This window comes from Brevundimonas vesicularis, from assembly GCF_900445985.1.
Classification (GTDB): Bacteria; Pseudomonadota; Alphaproteobacteria; order Caulobacterales; family Caulobacteraceae; genus Brevundimonas; species Brevundimonas vesicularis_D.
In genome coordinates this window covers 339,577-361,085 of record NZ_UAQP01000005.1, presented here as the reverse complement: position 1 = coordinate 361,085, position 21,509 = coordinate 339,577, and the positions used below count along the sequence as shown (strand labels likewise).

Here is a 21,509-nt window from a genome sequence, read left to right as displayed (position 1 = left end):
CAACGGCCCAACCTGACCAAAGGCTCCGCTTAATGCTCCGCTTTTGGCGTCTCCATCAGCTCGATCAGTACGCCGCCCATGTCACGTGGATGCAGGAAGACGACCGGCGTCCCGTGCGCCCCTATGCGCGGCTCGCCTGTGCCCAGGATCGTCACCCCCTTGGCGCGCATCTCGGCGACGGCGGCGTGGATGTCGGCGACCTCGAAACAGACGTGGTGCTGGCCGCCCTTGGGATTCTTGGCCAGGAAGCCGACGATGGGACTGGTGTCGTCATAGGGTTCGATCAGCTCGATCTGAGCCGTCGGCGTATCCACGAAACAGACCTTTACCCCCTGCGCCGGCAGGTCGAACGGCTCGCCGATCTTCGTCGCGCCGAGGATATCGCGATACAGTTTGATCGAGTCGGCGATGGATGGCGTCGCGACGCCGACGTGGTTCAGGGCGCCGATCATGACTTGTCCTTGTCGGGGGTCGGCTGGGCGTAACCCAGACGCTGGTTCAGCTTCTCGATCAGGTCCACCGCCGTATCAGCGATGGCCGAACCGGGCGGATAGACGGCGGCCGCGCCCATATCGAGCAGGGGCTGGACGTCGGACGGCGGGATCACCCCGCCGACCACGATCATGATGTCGGGCCGGCCCAGTTTCTCCAACTCGGCCTTCAGCTCGGGCACCAGCGTCAGATGCCCGGCCGCCAGCGATGATGCGCCGACCGCGTGAACGCCCTTCTCGACCGCTTCCTGAGCAGCCTCGGACGGCGTCTGGAACAGGCTGCCGGCCGTGACGTCGAAGCCCAGATCGCCGTATCCGGTCGCGACGACCTTCTGGCCCCGGTCGTGCCCGTCCTGCCCCAGTTTGGCGATCAGGATGCGCGGCGGCCCGCCGTCATTCTCGACGAAGGTCGCCACCATCTCGCGGGCGCGGGCGAAGCGGGCGTCGGTCCCCGCCTCCTTGGCATAGACGCCCGACACGGTCTGGACCGTGGCCACGTGGCGGCCGAAGGCGGCCTCCAGCGCGTCGGAGATTTCGCCCACCGTCGCCTTGGCGCGGGCCGCCTGAACCGCCAGTTCCAGCAGGTTGGCATTCCCGCGCGCGCCCTCGGTCAGGGCGTTCAGCGCCGCATCGGTCGCCGCCTGATCTCGCTCGGCGCGCAGGCGCTTCAACTTGTCAATCTGGGCCGCCAACACCGCCGCATTGTCGACCTTCAGCATCGGAATGTCGTCGACGACGGGGTTCAGATATTTGTTCACCCCCACCACCGTCTGCTGGCCGGTGTCGATCCGGGCCTGGGTCTTGGCGGCGGACTCCTCGATCCGCAGCTTGGGGATGCCGGCTTCGATCGCCTTCGCCATGCCGCCCAAGGCCTCGACCTCGGCCATATGAGCGCGGGCGCGCTCGGCCAGCTCGTGCGTCAGCCGCTCGACATAGAAGCTGCCGCCCCAAGGGTCGATGACCCGCGTCAGCCCCGTCTCCTGCTGCAGCAGGATCTGGGTGTTGCGCGCGATCCGGGCCGAGAAGTCAGTCGGCAGGGCCAGGGCCTCGTCCAAGGCGTTGGTGTGCAGGCTCTGCGTCTGGCCGCCCGCCGCCGCCATGGCCTCGACCATGGTGCGCGGCACATTGTTGAACACGTCCTGCGCCGCCAGCGACCAGCCCGATGTCTGGCAGTGGGCGCGTAAGGACAGCGACTTGGGATCGACGCCGCCCTCTTTCCTGACCGCCTCGGCCCACAGCAGGCGGCCGGCCCGCATCTTGGCCACCTCCATGAAGTAGTTCATGCCGATGGCCCAGAAGAAGCTCAGCCGCGGCGCGAACCGGTCGATCGGCATACCGGCCGCGACGCCCGCCCGCAGATATTCGATCCCGTCCGCCAGGGTGTAGGCCAGCTCGATATCCGCCGAGGCTCCCGCCTCCTGCATGTGATAGCCGCTGATCGAGATGGAGTTGAACTTCGGTGTCTCCTGCGCCGTCCAGGCGAAGATGTCCGCGATGATCCGCATCGAGGGTTCGGGCGGATAGATGTAGGTGTTGCGGACCATGAACTCCTTCAGAATGTCGTTCTGAATGGTTCCGGTCAGCTTGGCGTGCGGCACGCCCTGCTCCTCGGCCGCGACGACATACAGTGCCAGGATCGGCAGCACCGCCCCGTTCATCGTCATCGACACCGACATCTGATCCAGCGGGATCCCGTCGAACAGGGTGCGCATGTCATAGATGCTGTCGATGGCCACGCCCGCCATGCCGACGTCGCCCTTCACTCGCGGGTGGTCGCTGTCATAGCCCCGGTGCGTCGCCAGATCGAAGGCGATGCTCAGCCCCTTCTGACCGGCCGCCAGGTTGCGGCGATAGAAGGCGTTGGACTCCTCGGCGGTGGAGAATCCGGCGTATTGCCGGATCGTCCATGGATTGCCCGCATACATGGTCGGATAAGGACCACGCACGAACGGCGCGAATCCCGGCAGGCCGTGCGGGTGATCCAGCGCGTCCGTGCTGTCGGGACCATAGGCGGTCTCGACCGTCAGCCCCTCGGGCGTCAGCCAAGGATCGCGCGTCGGCCCCCGCCCCGTCGCATCGAGGTTCAGGGCGATCTTGCTGAAATCGGGGAAACTCATTGAGCCGTCTCCTCGAAAGCCGCGGCGAACCGGATCGGAGACAGGGGCTCGCACACCCGCTCGACCGCCACGGCCGTCTCATCGGCCGCCTCGACCGGCGCCGGCCGCACGTCCGCATCGACATATTTGGTCACGCCGATGATCTGGGCCGCTCCGTTCGTCAGCGCGGCCTCGCGGATCTCGCGGGCGCGGGCGATGCGGGGCTGGATGACCGAGCCCTTCAGGGCCTCGACCAGACCGCCTTCGGCCTCGATCATCTGGAACTCGGCCCAGCCGGCCTCTGTCAGGTCCCGCGTCCGGGCGTCCAGATACCATGAGCCGGCGGCCGGATCGTCGACCCGACCCAGATTGGCCTCTTCCATCAGCACCAGCTGGGTGTTCCGCGCCTGACGCCGGCCGAAGGCGTCCGACGTCCCGGAGGCGCGGGTGAAGCCGTCCAGCACCACCACGTCCGCCCCGCCGACCGCGCCGGCGAACCCCGCCGCCGTCAGCCGCAGCAGATTGGGCCAGGGATCGCGCGCCGACAGCATCCGCCGCGACGAGCGCGCTTCGATAACCGCCGGAACCTCCACGTCGAACGCTTTCGTCAGGCTGGCCCAGATCAGCCGCATGGCTCGCACCTTGGCCAGGCTGTCGAAATATTCCGCATCGACCGACAGGCCGACGACGGTGCCGCGCAAAGCCGCCTCGACCGACATCCCGGCCTCGACCGCCGCCTTCGCATGGGCCACGACGCTGGACGCCGCAAAGGCCAGTTCTTGCGCTGCCGATCCGCCTGCCTCGTGCGCGACCCGGCCGCTGGCCAAGAAGAAGGTCGCGTCGGGATAGGCGCCCGCATGACGCGCCGCCGTATTGGCCGCCAGGGTCAGATGCTCCTCCACCGAACGCGGGGCGCCGCCCGCCTCGGCGAAGGCCGAGACCGGGTCCATATGAAATCGCAGCTTGGCGCGCGGAGAGCCCTTGGCGACGACTGCCAGGGCATTGGCCGCATCCGGCCCGTCGATCCCCGCGTCCAGCGCGACGGGCGCCAGCTCCAGCGCCACGCCTTCCAGCGCCCGGCTGAGCGGGGCGGAATCCGCCAGCACCCGCCCCTTCAGCACCACCGAGGCCGCGCCATTCTCCAGATCGGTCAGGACGGCGGCGTTGACCGCCTCGGCATCGTCGCCCTCCACCAGCGTTCGCAGATCCCAGGCCCGGCCTTCGGAGTCGGACGGACGCGGGGCGAAGATCGGCTGCACGCCCGTCGCGCCGGCGTACAACGGCCGCGTCACCAGTTGGTCCGCATCCAGATGCATCAGGGACTCGATCGGCCGATCCTTCAGTGCCTTCTGGGCCGCCTCGCGCCATTCGAGGGGAGTGGGTGTGGGGAAGGTCATGCGGCCGCCTCCCCAACCGTGCGGCATGAAGAGCCCCTCCACCGCTTCGCGGTCCCCCTCCCCGCAAGCGGGGAGGAGACAGGCTGTCGTCTCCTCCCCATCCAATGGGGAAGTGGCTCGGAGCGAAGCGGAGAGACGGAGGGGTTCTTCATCACCCGAACTCCACCAGCACGTCGTCCGCCGCCACGGGATCGCCGTCCTTGGCGCCGACGGCCTTCACCACCCCGTCGCGTTCGGCCTTCAAGATGTTCTGCATCTTCATGGCCTCGATGATGGCCACCGTCTCGCCGGTCTTGACCGCCTGGCCCACCACCACCGGGATCGACACCACCAGCCCCGGCATGGGCGACAGCACCAGTTTCGACGTATCCGCGACCGCCTTCTCCGGCAGGCGCGCATACAGTTCGGCGACATGCGGCCGCAGCACCCGCACCCGCGCCTTCGCCGCGCGGTGGCGGATGTCGAAGCCGTCGGCCACGCGTTTGACCTCGGCGGTAAAGGCCTCGCCGTCCAGCTCGGCCTTGAACTGGGCCAGGCCCGGCCGCCAGTCGATGTCCGACAGGCGGATGTCGCCCCCGCCGGTCAGGGTCAGGATCATCGCCTCGTCCGCATCATAGGACAGGCCCACCCCGTGCGGCGTCTTGTCGATCATCACGATCCAGTCGGTGCGGTCCGACGGATCGCCGTCCTGTTCGGCGATGATCTCGTGCATGGCCATGGCGGCCGCGATCAGGATCCGCTCCTGCTCCTGCGTCGGCTTCAGGCCATGGAAGCCGTCCGGGAACTCGTCCTTGATATAGCTGGTCGACAGCCGCCCCGACCTGAACCGCTCCTGGTCCATCACCGCCGCCAGGAAGGGCACATTATGCCCCAGGCCCGACAGGTGGGTGTCCTCCAAAGCCCGAGCCATGCCCATCACCGCATCCTCGCGCGTCTCGCCCCAGGCGCACAGTTTGGCGATCATCGGGTCGTAGAACATGCTGATCTCGTCGCCCTCGCGGACGCCGGAATCGTTTCTGACCATATAGCCGTCCTGCTCGCCCTCTTCCGGCTGCTCGTATCGGACCAGCCGCCCGATCGAGGGCAGGAAGCCACGATAGGGATCCTCGGCGTAGATGCGGCTCTCGATGGCCCAGCCGTCGATCTTCAGGTCCTTCTGTTCGAAGGCCAGCGTCTCGCCCCAGGCCGAACGGATCATCTGTTCGACCAGATCGACGCCGGTGATCAGCTCCGTCACCGGATGCTCAACCTGCAGACGGGTGTTCATCTCCAGGAAGTAGAAGCTCTTGTCCTGACCGGCGACGAACTCGACCGTGCCGGCCGAGTCATAGTTCACGGCCTGGGCCAGGGCGACGGCCTGCGCCCCCATGGCGGCGCGGGTGGCCTCGTCGAGCAAGGGGCTGGGCGCCTCCTCGATGACCTTCTGGTTGCGGCGCTGGATCGAGCATTCCCGCTCGAACAGGTGGACCACATGGCCGTGCTTGTCGCCCAGCACCTGGATCTCGATGTGGCGCGGATCGACGATGAACTTCTCCAGGAAGACCCGGTCGTCGCCGAAGGCGTTCAGCGCCTCGGCCTTCACCGCCGCGAACCCCTCGGCCATGTCGGCGTCCGAATGGGCCACGCGGATGCCCTTGCCGCCGCCGCCTGCCGAGGCCTTGATCATGATCGGATAGCCGATCTGGTTGGCGATCTTGACCGCCTCGTCCGGCGTCTCGATCAGTCCCATATGGCCCGGCACGGTCGAAACCCCCGCCTCGGCCGCCAGCTTCTTGGAGCTGATCTTGTCGCCCATGGCCTCGATGGCCTCGGGGTTCGGCCCGATAAAGGCGATCCCCTCGTCCCTCAGCCGCCGCGCGAACCCGGCGTTCTCAGACAGGAACCCAAAGCCCGGATGCACGGCTTCCGCCCCCGTCTGGCGCACCGCCTCGACGATCTTGTCCGCCAGCAGATAGGACTGCGCCGCCGGCGCCGGCCCGATCAGCACCGCCTCGTCGGCCATCTCGACCGCCAACGACCCGGCGTCCGCCTCCGAATAGACCTGCACGGTTTTGATGCCCATGCGGCGGCAGGTCTTGATGATCCGAACCGCGATCTCGCCCCGGTTGGCGATGAGGATTTTGGAGAACATTCAGGCGGTCCTTGAGGGCAGCGAGGGCGTCGGACGGAAACGGGAGGCGACAAGACCGACATTACGCCAGTAAGTTTGGCGGGCTGTAGTTTGGCAGCGGGTCGGGTCAGCGAAATGGCGTCTTTTACTTGTGCGACGTGCGGGAAGGTCCACGACGGTCTTGCCGCTCTCACTTTCCATGCGCCCGCGCCTTATGACTGGGCGACGCCCGAGGAACGCGCGGGAGACTGGGTTCTTCAGAGTGACTTCTGTCGGTTTAAAGACGTCGATTTCTACGTTCGCTGCGTTCTTGTTCTGCCCATAATCGGCAGCGATCAAACTTTGGAGTTTGGCGCCTGGTCCACGCTCAGCAAAACCAATATCGACCGCTATTGGGACACGTTCGAGGATGCCGACCAGTCGAAGCTTGGGGTCATGTTCGGCTATTTCGCGAACGCAATACCGGGCTACCCGCAAACGACTGCGCTGATGTGCGATGTCGTTCCGCAAGACGATCGGCAGCGCCCACTCATCAAACTGCACGAGGCCGACCATCCGCTGGCTCATCACCAACGAAACGGCATCAGCTTCGATGAAGCGATGGCCTACTATCACGCCCATATGGCTCAGCACTGAAACGGCTCCGGGTTTCATCACCTAAAGCGGAATATTATCGTGCTTCTTCCAGGGGTTCTCCTGGACCTTGTTCTTCAGCGTCCGCAACGCCTTCACCAGCCGCCGCCGCGTCCCGTGCGGCATGATGACGTCGTCGATGTAGCCCAGGCCCGCCGCCACGAACGGATTGGCGAACCGGTCCTTGTACTCGGCCTCGCGCGCGGCCAGGGCCGCCGGATCGCCGGCCTCCTTGCGGAAGATGATCTCGACCGCGCCCTTGGCGCCCATGACCGCGATCTCGGCGGTGGGCCAGGCGTAGTTGACGTCGCCGCGCAGGTGTTTCGAACTCATCACGTCATAGGCGCCGCCATAGGCCTTGCGCGTGATCAGGGTCAGTTTCGGCACCGTCGCCTCGGCATAGGCGAACAGCAGCTTGGCCCCGTGTTTGATCAGGGCGCCGTACTCCTGCTTGGTCCCCGGCATGAAGCCCGGCACGTCCACGAAGGTGACGATCGGAATGTCGAAGGCGTCGCAGAACCGCACGAACCGCGCGGCCTTGCGACTTGAATCTATGTCCAGCACCCCGGCCAGCACCTGGGGCTGGTTGGCGACGATCCCGACCGTCTGGCCGTCCAGCCGGCCGAAGCCGCAGATGATGTTCTTGGCGAAGTCGGCCCCGATCTCGAAGAAGTCGGCCTCGTCGACCACCTTCAGGATCAGCTCCTTCATGTCATAGGGCTGGTTCGGATTGGCCGGGATCAGGGTGTCCAGCGACGGCTCGTCCCGCTCGGGCTCGTCATAGCTCTCGCGCACCGGCGGCTTTTCGCGGTTCGACAGGGGCAGGAAGCCGATCAGGCGGCGCACCTCCGACAGGGCCTCCAGGTCGTTCTCGAACGCCCCGTCCGCCACGCCCGACTTGCCGGCATGCACCCGCGCGCCACCCAGGTCCTCGTGGCTGACGACCTCGTTGGTGACCGTCCTCACCACGTCGGGGCCGGTCACGTACATGTAGCTTGTGTCCTTCACCATGAAGATGAAGTCGGTGATGGCGGGCGAATAGACGTCGCCGCCCGCGCAGGGCCCCATGATCACGCTGATCTGGGGAATGACGCCGCTGGCAAGCGTATTCTGCAGGAAGATGTCGGCGTAACCGGCCAGGCTCTCGACCCCCTCCTGGATCCGCGCGCCGCCGGCGTCGAACAGGCCGATGATCGGCGCGCCGGTGGTCAGGGCCATCTTCTGCAGCTTGACGATCTTGGCCGCATGGGCGCCCGACAGGCTGCCGCCGAAGACGGTGAAGTCCTTGGAGAAGACATAGACCAGCCGTCCGCCGATGGTGCCGCGACCCGTCACCACCCCGTCGCCGGGGATGCGCTGGTCCTGCATGCCGAAGTCGTGGCTGCGGTGCTCGACGAACATGTCGGTCTCCTCGAAGGAGCCTTCGTCCAGCAGCACGTCGATGCGTTCGCGCGCCGTCAGCTTGCCCTTGGCGTGCTGGGCGGCGATACGCTTTTCCCCACCGCCCAGTTTGGCGGCGGCGCGACGGCGCTCCAGTTCTTCAAGGATGGCTTGAGTCATGATGGATCTTCGCCTCTCGTTCAAAGAACGCGTGGCGCCTTCATCGCAAAATGGCAAACGCAACTTTGCAAAAGGTGTGGAACTGCGCTGGCTTGCAAAGGATGGCGATATGATCTGCAAAGTTGCGAATGGCTGAGAAGCTTTTCCTGGGCGCCAAGCTGCGCAAACTGCGCGAGGCGCGCGGCTGGACGCTGGAGGCCTGCGCCGAGCGGCTGGGCCTGTCTCCGTCCTATCTGTCGCAGATCGAGACCAACCAGCGCCCGGCGACCGCGCGCGTCCTGATCGCCCTGACCCGCGCCTTTCACGTGGACGCCAGCCTGTTCGACCTGGAGGGCGATGCTCGCCTGATCGCCGATTTGCGCGAGGCGACCACCGACATCGCAGGTCAGGCCGAGCCGCCCACGGCCGCAGAGCTGAAACAGGCCGTCGCCAACACCCCGCGTCTGGCCCGTCAATTCCTGGCCCTGCACCAGACCTTCCGCCGCCTGGACGAGCGGGTGAAGGCGTTGGACGACACCCTGGGCCGGGACGAACACGGCGCCAGTGTCGTCCTTTTGCCCTACGAAGAGGTGCGCGACTTCTTCCATTATCGCGACAACTACATCGACACGCTGGACACCGCGGCCGAGGCGCTGGCGGCGACGCTGGTGCAGGACGGCCAGATCGAGCGGGCGCTGGAGGCCGCGCTGAGCCAGGCGCACGGCGTCCGCGTCGCCTATGTCGCCGGTCAGGAGGCGCTGCGTCGCTACGATCCCGCCAGCCGCGTCCTGACGCTGGACGCCTGGCAGCCCGGCGCGACGCGGTCGTTCCAGCTGGCGCACCAGTTGGCCCTGCTGTCCTTCCGCGACCGGATCGAGGCCGAACTGGATCAGGCCGCCTTCCGCACCGACGCCGCGCGCGACGTGGCCCGCGTCGGCCTGGCCAACTACGCCGCCGGCGCCCTGCTGCTGCCCTACCGGGCCTTCCTCGAGGCCGCGCGCGAGGAAAAGCACGACATCGACCGGCTGCGCACCCGATTTCAGGTCAGTTTCGAACAGGTCTGCCACCGGCTCTCGACCCTGCAACGGCCCGGCTGGCGCGGCGTGCCCTTCTATTTCGCCCGCGTGGATATGGCCGGCAACATCACCAAACGCCACAGCGCCACCCGCTTCCAGTTCGCCCGCTTCGGCGGCGCCTGCCCGCTGTGGAACGTCCACGAAGCCTTCGCCGCGCCGGACCGGATCGGGGTCCAGCTGGCAGAGATGCCCGACGGATCGCGCTACATCTCCATCGCCCGCAGCGTGTCCAAGCCCAGCGGCTCCTATTTGGCCAACGACCGCCGCTACGCCCTGTCTCTGGGCTGCGAGGTCGAGCATGCGGGCGCCTTGGTCTATGCCGCCGGTCTGGACCTGAACGGCCCCGCCGCGCGGATCGGCATCAGCTGCCGCATCTGCGAGCGCACCGACTGCACCCAGCGCGCCTTCCCGCCCCTGGACCGCGCCCTTCACGTGCCGGAGAACGAGCGCGGCGTGGTGCCCTATGTGCTGGATGGCCCGCGCCCCGACCGCTATTGATCGGGGCATGACCTCACACGCACCCATCGGCGTCGCCGTCGTCGGCTACGGCCTGGCGGGCCAGACCTTCCACGCCCCCCTGATCGCCGCAACGCCCGGCCTGCGCCTGGCCGCCGCCGTCTCGTCACGGCCCGAAGCGGTCCACGCCGACCTGCCCGACGTCGAGGTCCTGCCCGATCTGGACGCCGCCCTGGCCCGCGACGACATCGGCCTGATCGTCGTCGCCACGCCGGACGCCCTGCACGCCGAACAGTCGATCGCCGCGCTGAGGGCCGGCAAGTCGGTGGTGGTGGACAAACCCTTCGCGGCGACCTTGGCCGACGCCGAAGCAGTCGCCGCCGTCGCAGCGTCATCGCCGGGCGTCTTCAGCGTCTTTCAGAACCGCCGTTGGGACGCCGACTTCCTGACCCTGCACCGCCTGATCGACCAGGGCGAACTGGGCGACGTCGCCGTGTTCGAAAGCCACTACGACCGCTTTCGTCCGACCGTCACCGACCGCTGGAAGGACAAACGCGACGGCGGCGTCTGGGCCGACCTGGGTCCGCATCTGGTGGATCAGGCGGTGCAGTTGTTCGGCGCGCCTTTGGGCGTGTACGCCGACCTCCAGGCCCAGAGGCAGGGCGCCACGGCCATCGACTACGCCCACGTCCTGCTCCGCTACGACCGGCTGCGCGTCATCCTGAACATGAGCCACCTCGCCGCCGAGGCCAGCCTCCGCTACGCCGTCCACGGCACGGGCGGCAGCTTCATCAAACGCGGCATCGACGCACAGGAGAGCCAGTCCAAGGCCGGCCTGCGTCCCGGCGACGCGGACTGGGGCGTCGATCCTTCGCCCGGCGAACTGACGAAACAGATCGATGGCGAAACCGTCTGCATCACGCCGACGCCCGAGCGCGGCGACTATCCCGCCTTCTACGCCGCCATGCGCGATGCGATCCTCGGCAAGGGCCCGCCGCCTGTCCCGGCCGACCAGGCCTTGACCGTCATGCGCATCCTCGACGCCGGTCTGCGCAGCGGGGCGGAGCGGCGCGAGATCGCTCTCTAGCTCTTCTTGCGGCCCTTCGACGTCGCCGCCGGCGCGTGAGCCAGTCGCAGCAGATTGGCCGCGCCCGGCGCCCCGAACGGCGTGCCCGCCAGGATCAGGATGCGCTGGCCCGGCTCGGCCAGACCATATTTGACCGCGCTGTTGACGGCGTCGTCCGTCACGGCCTCCAGCGAGTCCGGCTGCTCGCCCAGACGCGGCTCCAGTCCCCAGACCAGGGCTAGCCGCCGCGCGGTGTTGGGATTGGGGGTCAGCACTAGGATCGGCTTCAGCGGCCGCTCGCGCGCCATCCGCCGCGCGGTGCCGCCCAGGGTCGTGAACACCACCAGACAGCCGGTCGAGGGCGCATTCGCCGCCATCCGCGCCGCCCCGACCAGGGCGTCCACATCATGTTCGTCCATGCCGGCATGTTCGGCGCCCATCAGGCTGGGCCACATCGGATCGCGTTCGACCCGCTCGATGATACGGCTCATGATGCCGACGGATTCCAGCGGATAGTCGCCCGACGCCGTCTCGGCCGACAGCATCAGGGCGTCCGCGCCCTCATAGACCGCATTGGCTACATCGGTCGCCTCGGCGCGGGTCGGCGCCGGGGCGCTGGTCATGGATTCCAGCATCTGGGTCGCCACGATCACCGGCACGCCGCGATTGCGGGCCGCGCGCACGATTTGCTTTTGCGCCACCGGCACATCCTCGGGATCCAGCTCAACGCCCAGATCGCCACGTGCCACCATCACCCCGTCGCAATAGTCCAGTATGGCTTCCAGATCGGCCAGGGCCGCCGGCTTCTCGATCTTGGCGAGGCAGGCCGCCTGCCCGTTGACGATCCGCTTCAGCTCGGCCATGTCCTCGGGCTTCTGCACGAAGCTGAGCGCCACCCAGTCCACGCCCATCCGCAGGGCGAAGGCCAGATCCTCGCGGTCCTTGGGCGTCAGGGCCGAAACCGGGATCACCGCCTCCGGCACCGCCACCCCCTTGCGGTCCGACAGCTTCGAGCCGCTCTCGACCGTCACATCGGCCCATTCATCGGTCCGCTCGCCGACACGCAGACGCACCCGTCCGTCGTCCAGGAGCAGCAGCATGCCCTTGCGCAGCGCCTTGAAGATTTCGGGATGCGGCATCTGCACCCGTGTCTCGTCGCCGGGCGTCGGGTCCAGGTCGAAACGCATGGTGTGGCCCGGCTTGACCGTGATCTCGACGTCCTTGAACCGGCCCAGACGCAGCTTCGGCCCTTGAAGGTCGGCCAACACGCCCAGCGGACGCTGCAAGGCCATCTCGGCGCCGCGCACCGCCTTCAACGCGGCGGCGTGATCCTCATGCGACCCGTGGCTGAAGTTCAGGCGAAACACGTCCACCCCCGCCTGGGCCAGCGCCTTGACGGTGCTGGGCGCACGGCTGGCGGGTCCCAGGGTGGCGACGATGCGCGCGCGACGGGCTCGGTTCATGACGTTTCCTGTTGGCTCTCTCGGACGGCAAAACGGGGCCGCCTGGGCGATTTCGCCCTCTTCTGCCAACGAAACCCGCGCTGCGTAAGGCCGCCTTCCCCTCAGGAAACATGAGTTGACGGCCGGAAACAGGAGTTTATCTGGCCGCCGCCCCGCAAGCCGCCACGGCAAACCCGTTCAGATCGAGGCATCGGCCCTCGACCTGGGGCGCGGCGACGCCGATCACATGAGCAAGCGTGGGGGCGATATCGACGGTGCGGATCGGCAGGAACCGCTCTTCCGCCTTGGCGCCCGGCCACCAGAAGATGATCGGCACGCGCCGGTCATATTCCCACGGCGTGCCGTGTCCGGCCAGGGTCGAGCCGACGCGGCCGCCCGAGGTGGTGTTCTGGGTCCAGGCGAACTGGATGTCGGGCGATCGCTCGGCGACGGTCGACAACCGCATCCGCTCGCGCACCGTCATCATCTCGGGCTGACGGCTGTCGGGCAAGGGCTCGGCCAGCAGCCGGTCGCGCGTCTCGGCGAAGGCCACGTCGGGCAGGGCGCGCAGCATCTCGACCGCCGCCTCCGCCACCTGTGTCCGCAACGGATCGGGCAGCGACTTGTGGTCCGCATCGGCGACCATCCAGCCGCTTCCGCCGGACTGCAGCGGATCGGCGTCCAGGTTGAAGCGCGCCTTCAGCGCGGCGTTGACGCCCTTGATCGCGTCGGTGTCGGCGCGGTGCGCCTGCGGATAGCCATGCTCGTGCAGCCGCTCAACGAAGTCCGAACCGCCGTGATCGGCCGTCAAGACCACCAGCGCGCCGCCCGGAACCTGGGCCAGCTTGTCCAGGAAGGCGCCCAGCGCCGCATCCAGCCGGTGCATCTGCTCGCACATCTCCGGCCCCTGGGTGCCGTACATATGGCCGATCCGGTCGGTGGCCGACAGGCTGACGCCCAGCATGTCGGTCGCCGCCCCCTGCCCCAGCTTCTGGCTGTCCAGCAGATATTCCGCCGCCTTCAGCGTCTGCTCGTCCAGCAATGGCGAGGTGTCGAACTTCAGCCCCGCCGGCGGCAGCACCGAATGGAAGGTCTGGCCACGAATGGTCCAGTCGCCCGCCAGCGCCCGGCAGTCCGCGTTCTGATAGTCCCAAGCCACCGGCGTCGCCGCCGTCCAGGCGTTGAAGTCGCGGTTGAACGCTGCAACTGGCGCCAGCTTCGCCTCGGCCGTCTGTCCCGGCTCGACATAGGTTGTCAGTCCAAACCCGTCGGTGAACCAGAAGGCCTGCCCCTGATGACCGGCCAGATTGATCGCCCCGCGATCCTTGCCGGACACAGCCATGACCTTGCTGTCCGGACTGACGGCCTTCAGCCAGTCGCCCAGCGTGGTCGCGCGCAGCTGATCCGGTCCCACCGGCCCATTGTCGGTGTCGTCGCGCCCGTGCGCCAGATGGTTCTGCGACGCGGCCAGGCAATAGACTTCCTTGCCGGTCTTGCCGTCGATCCAGTCGTTGGCGGGAATGCCGGTCTCGGCCGGATGCATGCCGGTCAGAACCGTGGAGTGGCCGGGGCAGGTCTCGGTCAGACCGTGGGTCTGATAGCCGTTGATCGACACCAGCCCCTGGTCGGCCAACCGGCGCAGGCCGCCGCTGTAGCGGCTGCGATACTGGTTGAAGAGGTTGGCGCTGAACTGATCGACCACGATGGTCACGATCAGTTTGGGCGGCGTCAGGGCCGCAGCCGACGCCTGAGGCGCGGCCCCCTGAACCGCCGGCTGGGCGACCGGCGCGCCCGCACAGGCGGCGCCCGCGATCGACAAGGCGGCCAGACACGCGGCGGCGACGTGACGCGACAGGGACATGAACAACTCCAACAACAGCCGTGCGGCCTCTAGCTGTCGCGGATGGCGCCCGCGTGACAGCCCGGCTCGCTCCTAGTGCGATTCCTTGGACCGCAGGCGCGCGACCTGATGCAGGACCAGCACTACCGCGCCGCCGACGATCAGCCCGATCACGGCCGAGGCCACCGCCGTCGTCAGCCAGCTCATCACGCCGGCCAACGGCCCGAACAGTTCGCCGACGGCATGCGACAGATGCTCGACCGGTACCGCCGGCCAGTGCAGCCCCAGCGTATGGGAACCGTGCAGCAGAATGCCGCCGCCGACCCACAGCATGGCCGCCGTGCCGATCGCCGACAGGGCGCTCATCACCATCGGCATGCCCTTGACCAGACCCCGCCCCAAAGCGCGCACCCCGCCATTGGGCCGTTGAGCCAGATGCAGGCCGATGTCGTCCATCTTCACGATCAGGCCGACCGCGCCATAGACGACCACGGTCATGGCGATGCCGACCACAGCCAGCACAGCGGCCTGGGTCAGGATCGGCTGCGCCGCCACATCGGCCAGGGCGATGGCCATGATCTCGGCAGACAGGATCAAATCGGTGCGCACCGCGCCCGACACCGTCGTCTTCTCCAGCGCCGCTGCATCGCGCGCGACCGGCGCGGCATCCTCGTGCCCGCCATGCCCCATCGCCTCCAGCAGCTTTTCCGCCCCCTCGAAACACAGATAGGTCCCGCCGCACATCAGGATCGGGGTGATGGCCCAAGGCGCGAAGGCGCTGAGCACCAGGGCCACCGGCAGGATGAAGATCAGCTTGTTGCGAAACGACCCGAGCGCGATCTTGCTGATGATCGGCAGCTCGCGGCTGGGCGACAGGCCCATGACATAGCGCGGCGTCACCGCCGCATCGTCCACCACCACGCCGGCGGCCTTGGTCGAGGCCTTGCCCGCCGCCGCTCCCACGTCATCCAGCGACGCGGCCGCCAGCTTTGCGATGCCGGCGACGTCGTCCAGCAGCGCGATCAGTCCAGACGGCATGGCTCAGTCTCCCCGGCTGGGCGGCACATTGACGCCCTGCGATTTCAGATAGGATTTGATGTTGCGCGCGGCCTGGCGGATGCGCTGCTCGTTCTCGACCATGGCGATGCGCACGAAGCCCTCGCCGTTCTCGCCATAGCCCACGCCCGCCGCCACCGCGACCTTGGCGTGGGTCAGCAACTGCTTGGAAAACTCCAGACTGCCCAAATGCTTCAGCGCCGGCGGCAAGGGCGCCCAGGCGAACATGGAAGCGGCCGGCTTGGGAATGTCCCAGCCCGCGCGGCCGAAACTCTCGACCAGCACATCGCGCCGGCGGTGATAGAGTTTGCGGTTCTGCTCGATGATGTCCTGCGGTCCGTTCAGCGCCGCGCACGCCGCCGCCTGGATCGGCGTGAAGGCGCCATAGTCGAGGTAGGATTTCACCCGCGTCATCGCCGCGATCAGCTTCTTGTTGCCGACCGCGAAACCCATCCGCCAGCCGGCCATGCTGTAGGTCTTCGACAGCGACGTGAACTCGATGGCCACGTCCTTGGCGCCCGGCACCTGCAGGATCGAGACCGTCGGCTTGCCGTCGTAATAGAGCTCCGAATAGGCCAGATCGCTGATGATCCACAAATCGTTCGCCTTGGCGAAGTCCACGACGCGTTCATAGAAGGCCAGATCGACCGTCTCCGCCGTCGGGTTCGACGGATAGTTCATCACCAGGACCTTGGGCCGCGGCACGGTGAAGGCCATCGCCCGCTCCAACGCCTCGAAATACTTCTCGTCCGGCGTGGTCGGCACGCTGCGGATCGCAGCCCCGGCGATGATGAAGCCGAAGGTGTGGATCGGATAGGACGGATTGGGCGCCAGGATCACATCGCCCGGCTCGGTGATGGCGGTGGCCAGACTGGCCAAGCCCTCCTTGGAGCCCATGGTGACGATCACCTCGGTCTCGGGATCCACATCGACGCCGAAGCGGCGGCCGTAATAGTTGGCCTGGGCGCGGCGCAGGCCGGGGATGCCGCGTGACGCCGAATAGCCGTGGGCGTCGGGCTTCCTGGCCACCTCGATCAATTTGTCGATCACATGCTGGGGCGGCGGCAGGTCGGGGTTGCCCATCCCCAGGTCAATCACGTCCTCGCCTGCCGCACGGGCCGCCGCGCGCATCGCATTGGTCTCGGCGATGACATAGGGCGGCAACCGCTTCATGCGGTAGAATTCTTCGGACATGACAGGCTCGTCGTTGGGATCAGCGGCCGTGGATCGACCGCCTTTAGCGCTTAGCGCGCCAGCGGCCTCGCGCAACAGCATTGAAGGTCATTTTCACCCGTCAGGCGGACGAAATCTGTGCGTCGCGCAAAAACCTGGTCGAGTGGCTGGCTTTTAGCGCCCTCAATAGCTCAACCTTAGACCGACGCTGACGGTTCGCGGCGGGCCGTATCCGGCGACGCCCGTGCCGGTTTCCGACACCTCGACATCCTCGTCGAACAGATTGTCCGCCGCCATCCAGAGGGTCGCGTTTGGCGTGAAGGCCCACTCCCCTCGCGCATCCAACGTCACGGCGGCGTTCAGCACCCGGCTGTTCAGGTCGTCGTCGAACCGGCTCGATTCGTAACGTGCCGCCAGGGCCAAGGTCAGTCGATCGGTCGCGCGCCAATCCAGCCCGGCCGTGGCGCTCCACTCCGGCGCCTGGGCGGGGCGCAAGCCGGTCAGCTGCGCGGCGGACGATCCGCCGTCGATCTCGGCGTCGGTCCAGGACGCAGCGGCGTTCAGCGACACGGCTGACGACAGGTCCAGCGCCCCCGTCAGTTCCGCGCCCCAGGCGTCGATGGTCCCGGCGTTCTGGCGCTGGCGCAGCACGCCGCCTGCCGGCACGAACCCGGCGCGCGGGAAGGTCGCCGGCCCGGACCCGAGCGTCACATTGACGATGGCGTCCTCGATCTGATTCCAGAACACCGACGCGCCCCAGCGTATGCCGTCGCGCTCGAAGGCCAATCCCGTCTCCACGCCCTTCAGCGTTTCCGGCGTCAGGGCGGCGTTGGCCTCGGTGATGTCGTTGCCGACGCGGAACGGCCGATGCAGTTCGTTCAACGTGGCGGGCCTGAACCCGGAATAGGCCGCCGCCCGCGCCGCATAGCCGCCGCCCAGATCACGCCGAAGGGCCAGACGCGCGCTGACCACCTCGCCCGACCGATCCGGGTCGCTCTCGTTCAGCAGGACGGCGTCGGTCGCCAGCGTGTTCTCCTGACGGAATCCGCCGGTATTCTCCCACCGATCCAGCCGCAGTCCGCCGGCCACCAGCCAGTCGGCCGCGGTCCAGGACGCATCGACGTAGGCGCCGGCCACCGCCGTCTCCCCGCCCGCACGCCGAATGCGGGTGAAGCCCGCCCCCGTCGGATTGCTGAACAGTTCGTTGGTCTCGCCGTCGTTGAAGCGCGCATCGGCGCCCAGCTCCCACTCCAGCCGTCCGCCCGCGAAATCCGCCATGCGGCGGCGCAGCGCCGCGTTCAGTCCCCATCCCGTCGCGGGCGTCTTGAACTGATCGTTGGCCGGCGTCGTGGTCAAGCGGTCGGCCGACACCGAGGCCGAACTGTTGGCCAGATTGCTGTCGATCCGCCATGCCTGCAGCCGCCAGCCATAGCCGTCGGCCGTCGGCGCCTGCGCCGCCGTGGCGCTGAGGCTGTGGCCGCTGGCGTTGGCGCGGGTTCCGGCCAGGCCCGATCCGCGATCCTCCTCCCACGTCGCCGCCCGCACCGACAGGTTCGCCTGTCCAAGCGCCGTATCGACTCGCAGGGCTGCACTTCGGCTGTCGAGATCAAGCGGCGTATCCGCCGCCCCGGCCGCCGACCCGCGCACCGGCACATAACCGTCGCTGACTTCGCGCAAACCGCTCAACGTCACCACCAAAGGTCCCAGTCGCGTGGAGGCGGACCCCGCCGCCCGCAGTCCGCCGCGCTCGGACGCGGACACATCCAGCGCTCCGCCTTTCCCCCGTTCACGCAGGGTGATCGTGCCCGTCAGCGCGCCTGCGCCATACGGGCCCGAGCCCGCCCCGCGAATCACGTCCAGACTCTCCAGGGATTCCGGCGTCGCCTGGGACCAGATGACCCAGCCCCCGAACGGATCGTTCAGCGGCACGCCGTCCAGCAGCACCAGCGTCCGTCCTGCCCCAGACGGCGCAATGGCTCTCAGCGAAATGCCTTGCGTCGTCGGGTTGGCCGCCGCGCTGCTGGTACGCCGAAACAGCGACACCGCGGGCACGGATCGCAACGCCTCGTCCAGACGCGGCGATCGGGACAGCACCGCCTCATCGATCCGCACCACCGAAAACGCAGCATCGGCCGCCGCCGGCGGCAAACGCGCGGCGGTGACGACGATCTCGGGCAAGGCGGCGGGGGTGACGGGGGCAGGAACGTCCTGGATCATGCGCCGTCCCTACGGCTTTGCCACCCGAGGGCAAAGCCTGCCTCAAAAAGAAAAAGATCGTCAGGTCCAGACCGCCTCGATACGGGGCGTGAGCGCACTGTTCCGCCGGCACACTGAGATCGGCGGCATGACACGCTGCGGATTTGGTCCCGGTTTGTGGATGACGCGGGTCACAAGTTTGGGCGTGCGATGGCAGGGGACGCCTCAAAATCCGAACAGGCTAGGCGATCGAGTGGGGCGGCCAAGCCGCCTGACAGCGCACTCTTCTGCGCCGTCTCCAGGACCTTTGGCCGCGCGGCGGCGCGCGCTTCCGCATGCCGGACATGCACGGCAGGTCGGTGGCGCGGAAACCATGCAGGCGGACGGAATCAGCAGCGGGACAGCCCTGATCGAAACACTAGAGGAAAGGACGATCGCCCGATCGGCGGTCCGCAAGCGGACCGGTCGCTCCTATGTCGAACGAGCGGTATGCTCTTATCTCAACGCGATCGCGTGAGATGTCGTCGGTCGGGATACAACTTCCCCGTGCCGTCCCGCCTGGAGACATTGCTGAGACGTCGGTCCGCCAGCCTGCGGAAACGACGTCTCAGCACCTGCGGATCAGAACCGCTTGGTCAGTTGCACGCCATAGGTGCGCGGTTCGTTAACGAAGGCCGTCAGGTTGTTGAAGTCGATGGCGCCGATCACATTCTCTTCGTCCGTCAGGTTGCGGACGTAGGCGGCGGCCTCGATACCGCGCGACAGATCGCGCCAGCCTGCGCGCATCCCACCTTCGAAATGCGTGTCCTGCATGAACTCGACCGATTCATAGAGGAACAGGTTGAAGTTCTTCTGCATGACCCAGTCGGTCGAGGCAAACAGCTCCGTGTCAGCGCCCAGCGGCCTGACGTAGTTCAGCGTCAGGTTGGCGGTGTATTCCGGCGCCTGGGGGAAGGGGTTGCCGTCGATCTTGGCGCGACGGGTCGCGCCCACCATGACGACGGGATCGGTCACGGTGCAGTTGGAGCCGCAGACGGCGACCAGCAGGTCCTTGTCCTTGATCTCGGTATGGTTCCAGGCGGCGCCGGCCGCCAGGCTGAAGCCCGCGCCCAGATCGATGTCGCCGTCCAGCTCCAGGCCGTAGCCCTCGCCCTTCTTGGCGTTGATCAGGCGGTTGGAGTTGTCCGCGCCGCCGATGGCGGTGAACTGCATGTCGCTGACTTCATAGACATAGGCGGTGGCGTTGAAGCGCGCCCGGCCGTCCATCATCCGCGCCTTCAGACCCGTTTCGTAGGACATGACGGTCTCGGAATTCGCCGTCGTCAGGACCGGCAGGTTGCGGCCCTGGATCGACGGGCCGCGATAGCCCTTGGCCACGCGGGCGAACAGGTTCAGGTCGTCGTTCACCTGATAGACCGCGCTGACGTCCCAGCTGACCTGCTGGTCCCCGACCGACACGGTGCCCTGGCCGCCAACGGGCGTTCCGACCACGATCCGGCCGTTGTAGTGGCGATTGTCATCGGTGTAGCGCAGACCCGCCGTCACCTTCAGCGCCTCGGTCACCTTGTAGCTGCCTTGGCCGAAGATCGACCAGGAATCGGACTTCTGCACGATATCGGTGATCTTGGTTGGGATCAGACCGCCAACGCCGTTGAACGTGCCGCTGACCAGGTTGAAGCGCTCGTCCCAATAGAAGGCGCCCACCTGCCAGCCGACCCGCCCGTCGCCGTTCGAGGCCAGGCGCAGCTCGTAGGTGTTCTGCAGCAGGTCGCTGGACAGGGTGCCGGTCTCGGAGTTGAACGGGGTCTTGTAGGAAGCGGTCGCCGGGGCGGTAGCCACGCCGCCGTCGATGTCGCCGTCGCCCTGGGACCAGCCCTGATAAGAACCGACGATGCCCGTCAGGGTGGCGGGACCGAAGTCATAGGCCACCTTCAACGATTCGGACGTCGTCTTCTGCTTCTGGAAGTTGTTGCGGCCGCCGTCGTAATGGACGGTGTCGCGGTCGAAGTTGTCGTTCAGCTTGTTGGAGCCCTTGGTCAGGGCGTTGGCGCGGTTCATCGTGCCCGTGCCGTCATAGTCGCGGGCCTGCAGCGTCAGCAGGGTCGACAGGCGATCGGTCGGGGTCCAGGCGACGTGAACGCGCGCGGCCAAGTCGTCGAAGCCGCCCAGGTCATCCTTGTCCGCATTGGCGAAGGACGGGTTGAAGGCGTTGTTCACCCAGTCGTCCCGATGGTTCCACAGGATGGCGCCGCGCACCTGAAGCGTGTCCGACGCCGGAAGGGTGACGGCCGCCTCGGCCCGGGTCGAACCCAGGTTGCCATAGGTCACCGAGCCGAAGCCGGTGAAGTCGTCCGACGGCTTGACGGTGTCGATCTTGACCACGCCTGCGGGCGTGTTGCGGCCGAACAGCGTGCCCTGCGGGCCGCGCAGAACCTCCAGCTGCTGCACGTCGAACAGGGGAAAGCCCTTCAGATAGACGCTCTCCAGCACGACGTCGTCCAGCACGACCGACACCGGCTGCGAGGCGGTGAAGTCGAAATCCACATTGCCCAGGCCGCGAATGTAGAAGCGCGGCGCGTAACGGCCGTTCGAGCTTTCGACCTGCAGGCTGGGCACGCGGCCCGACAGCGACAGGATGTCGGCGCCGCCGGCCGAAACCTCCTGCAAGGTCTGCGGGCTCAGGGCGGTGACGGCGAACGGCACGTCGCGGATGTTCTCGCTGCGGCGCTGGGCCGTAACCACGATGTCGTCGACGCCGGCGGGCTCAACGGCGGCGTCCGTCGTCTGGGCGAGAACCGAGCCGGCGCTCAACAGGGCGATGCCGCTGACGGTGGCGGCCAGAAGGGCTTGGCGAAGCATGATCGAGATTTCCTTGGCGACAGGGGAGGACTTGTCGCGCGAGGCCGTAAAGCTTCACAGCCATGGCCGCCAGTGCAGA

15 protein-coding genes are annotated in these 21,509 nt (G+C 67.4%); 4 read left to right on the top strand and 11 right to left on the bottom strand.

What is annotated here, in order from left to right:
* Window positions 1–29: 29 nt before the first annotated feature.
* The 4 genes from mce to DT343_RS01800 form a co-directional block, all read right to left on the bottom strand.
* Window positions 30–452 carry a methylmalonyl-CoA epimerase gene (gene mce, locus DT343_RS01815; protein ID WP_112861522.1) on the bottom strand — a complete coding sequence of 141 codons (423 nt, stop codon included), beginning with the start codon at window positions 450–452 and terminating at the stop codon, window positions 30–32.
* Window positions 449–2,608, bottom strand: a complete 2,160-nt coding sequence (gene scpA, locus DT343_RS01810) for a methylmalonyl-CoA mutase (RefSeq protein WP_112861521.1) — start codon at window positions 2,606–2,608, stop codon at window positions 449–451. The genes mce and scpA overlap by 4 nt, the downstream gene beginning before the upstream one ends.
* The gene (locus tag DT343_RS01805; RefSeq protein ID WP_112861520.1) at window positions 2,605–3,984 is read right to left on the bottom strand and encodes a methylmalonyl-CoA mutase family protein; all 1,380 of its coding nucleotides are present in this window, start codon (window positions 3,982–3,984) and stop codon (window positions 2,605–2,607) included. The genes scpA and DT343_RS01805 overlap by 4 nt, the downstream gene beginning before the upstream one ends.
* Before the next feature lie 151 nt (window positions 3,985–4,135).
* On the bottom strand, window positions 4,136–6,115 hold the full coding sequence (locus tag DT343_RS01800; RefSeq protein WP_112861519.1) for an acetyl-CoA carboxylase biotin carboxylase subunit: 1,980 nt from the start codon (window positions 6,113–6,115) through the stop codon (window positions 4,136–4,138).
* Between the two features lie 114 nt (window positions 6,116–6,229).
* Between DT343_RS01800 and DT343_RS01795 the strand changes: the two genes are divergently transcribed.
* On the top strand, window positions 6,230–6,730 hold the full coding sequence (locus DT343_RS01795; protein ID WP_112861518.1) for a DUF2199 domain-containing protein: 501 nt from the start codon (window positions 6,230–6,232) through the stop codon (window positions 6,728–6,730).
* A 21-nt stretch (window positions 6,731–6,751) separates the two neighbouring features.
* On the opposite strand, the gene DT343_RS01790 is transcribed toward DT343_RS01795, so the two are convergent.
* Complete coding sequence (locus DT343_RS01790) at window positions 6,752–8,287, bottom strand: acyl-CoA carboxylase subunit beta (RefSeq protein WP_112861517.1); 1,536 nt, start codon at window positions 8,285–8,287, stop codon at window positions 6,752–6,754.
* Here DT343_RS01790 and DT343_RS17410 point away from each other — a divergent pair.
* Genes DT343_RS17410 through DT343_RS01780 form a run of 3 tightly spaced genes read left to right on the top strand, consistent with a single transcriptional unit; the run spans window position 8,286 to window position 10,885 of the window.
* Window positions 8,286–8,423, top strand: coding sequence for a hypothetical protein (locus tag DT343_RS17410; RefSeq protein WP_181669101.1), 138 nt, complete (start codon window positions 8,286–8,288; stop codon window positions 8,421–8,423). The genes DT343_RS01790 and DT343_RS17410 overlap by 2 nt on opposite strands.
* A complete protein-coding gene (locus tag DT343_RS01785) occupies window positions 8,416–9,840 on the top strand; it encodes a helix-turn-helix domain-containing protein (RefSeq protein ID WP_112861516.1) in 1,425 nt (474 codons plus the stop codon). Before DT343_RS17410 ends, DT343_RS01785 begins: the two co-directional genes overlap by 8 nt.
* Window positions 9,841–9,847: 7 nt before the next feature.
* Window positions 9,848–10,885 (top strand): oxidoreductase, encoded by a 1,038-nt coding sequence (locus DT343_RS01780; protein WP_112862541.1) that lies wholly within the window; start codon window positions 9,848–9,850, stop codon window positions 10,883–10,885.
* Here the strand turns inward: DT343_RS01780 and pyk are convergent.
* The 6 genes from pyk to DT343_RS01750 form a co-directional block, all read right to left on the bottom strand.
* The gene (pyk, locus tag DT343_RS01775; RefSeq protein WP_112861515.1) at window positions 10,882–12,327 is read right to left on the bottom strand and encodes a pyruvate kinase; all 1,446 of its coding nucleotides are present in this window, start codon (window positions 12,325–12,327) and stop codon (window positions 10,882–10,884) included. The two genes, DT343_RS01780 and pyk, sit on opposite strands and share 4 nt — an antisense overlap.
* A 136-nt stretch (window positions 12,328–12,463) precedes the next feature.
* Complete coding sequence (locus DT343_RS01770) at window positions 12,464–14,167, bottom strand: alkaline phosphatase family protein (protein ID WP_112862540.1); 1,704 nt, start codon at window positions 14,165–14,167, stop codon at window positions 12,464–12,466.
* A 72-nt stretch (window positions 14,168–14,239) separates the two neighbouring features.
* The gene (locus tag DT343_RS01765; protein ID WP_112861514.1) at window positions 14,240–15,184 is read right to left on the bottom strand and encodes a DUF808 domain-containing protein; all 945 of its coding nucleotides are present in this window, start codon (window positions 15,182–15,184) and stop codon (window positions 14,240–14,242) included.
* Between the two features lie 3 nt (window positions 15,185–15,187).
* The gene (locus DT343_RS01760) at window positions 15,188–16,396 is read right to left on the bottom strand and encodes an LL-diaminopimelate aminotransferase (RefSeq protein WP_112862539.1); all 1,209 of its coding nucleotides are present in this window, start codon (window positions 16,394–16,396) and stop codon (window positions 15,188–15,190) included.
* Between the two features lie 162 nt (window positions 16,397–16,558).
* On the bottom strand, window positions 16,559–18,592 hold the full coding sequence (locus DT343_RS01755; RefSeq protein WP_112861513.1) for a TonB-dependent receptor: 2,034 nt from the start codon (window positions 18,590–18,592) through the stop codon (window positions 16,559–16,561).
* Between the two features lie 600 nt (window positions 18,593–19,192).
* Window positions 19,193–21,430 carry a TonB-dependent receptor gene (locus DT343_RS01750; protein WP_112861512.1) on the bottom strand — a complete coding sequence of 746 codons (2,238 nt, stop codon included), beginning with the start codon at window positions 21,428–21,430 and terminating at the stop codon, window positions 19,193–19,195.
* Window positions 21,431–21,509 lie beyond the last annotated feature (79 nt).

What these genes read in the sequence shown, in the direction of transcription:
- mce (WP_112861522.1), bottom strand. Translation starts at nt 452, where the DNA reads ATGATCGGCGCCCTGAACCACGTCGGCGTCGCGACGCCATCCATCGCC.
- scpA (WP_112861521.1), bottom strand. Translation starts at nt 2,608, where the DNA reads ATGAGTTTCCCCGATTTCAGCAAGATCGCCCTGAACCTCGATGCGACG.
- DT343_RS01805 (WP_112861520.1), bottom strand. Translation starts at nt 3,984, where the DNA reads ATGACCTTCCCCACACCCACTCCCCTCGAATGGCGCGAGGCGGCCCAG.
- DT343_RS01800 (WP_112861519.1), bottom strand. Translation starts at nt 6,115, where the DNA reads ATGTTCTCCAAAATCCTCATCGCCAACCGGGGCGAGATCGCGGTTCGG.
- DT343_RS01795 (WP_112861518.1), top strand. Translation starts at nt 6,230, where the DNA reads ATGGCGTCTTTTACTTGTGCGACGTGCGGGAAGGTCCACGACGGTCTT.
- DT343_RS17410 (WP_181669101.1), top strand. Translation starts at nt 8,286, where the DNA reads ATGATGGATCTTCGCCTCTCGTTCAAAGAACGCGTGGCGCCTTCATCG.
- DT343_RS01790 (WP_112861517.1), bottom strand. Translation starts at nt 8,287, where the DNA reads ATGACTCAAGCCATCCTTGAAGAACTGGAGCGCCGTCGCGCCGCCGCC.
- DT343_RS01785 (WP_112861516.1), top strand. Translation starts at nt 8,416, where the DNA reads ATGGCTGAGAAGCTTTTCCTGGGCGCCAAGCTGCGCAAACTGCGCGAG.
- DT343_RS01780 (WP_112862541.1), top strand. Translation starts at nt 9,848, where the DNA reads ATGACCTCACACGCACCCATCGGCGTCGCCGTCGTCGGCTACGGCCTG.
- pyk (WP_112861515.1), bottom strand. Translation starts at nt 12,327, where the DNA reads ATGAACCGAGCCCGTCGCGCGCGCATCGTCGCCACCCTGGGACCCGCC.
- DT343_RS01770 (WP_112862540.1), bottom strand. Translation starts at nt 14,167, where the DNA reads ATGTCCCTGTCGCGTCACGTCGCCGCCGCGTGTCTGGCCGCCTTGTCG.
- DT343_RS01765 (WP_112861514.1), bottom strand. Translation starts at nt 15,184, where the DNA reads ATGCCGTCTGGACTGATCGCGCTGCTGGACGACGTCGCCGGCATCGCA.
- DT343_RS01760 (WP_112862539.1), bottom strand. Translation starts at nt 16,396, where the DNA reads ATGTCCGAAGAATTCTACCGCATGAAGCGGTTGCCGCCCTATGTCATC.
- DT343_RS01755 (WP_112861513.1), bottom strand. Translation starts at nt 18,592, where the DNA reads ATGATCCAGGACGTTCCTGCCCCCGTCACCCCCGCCGCCTTGCCCGAG.
- DT343_RS01750 (WP_112861512.1), bottom strand. Translation starts at nt 21,430, where the DNA reads ATGCTTCGCCAAGCCCTTCTGGCCGCCACCGTCAGCGGCATCGCCCTG.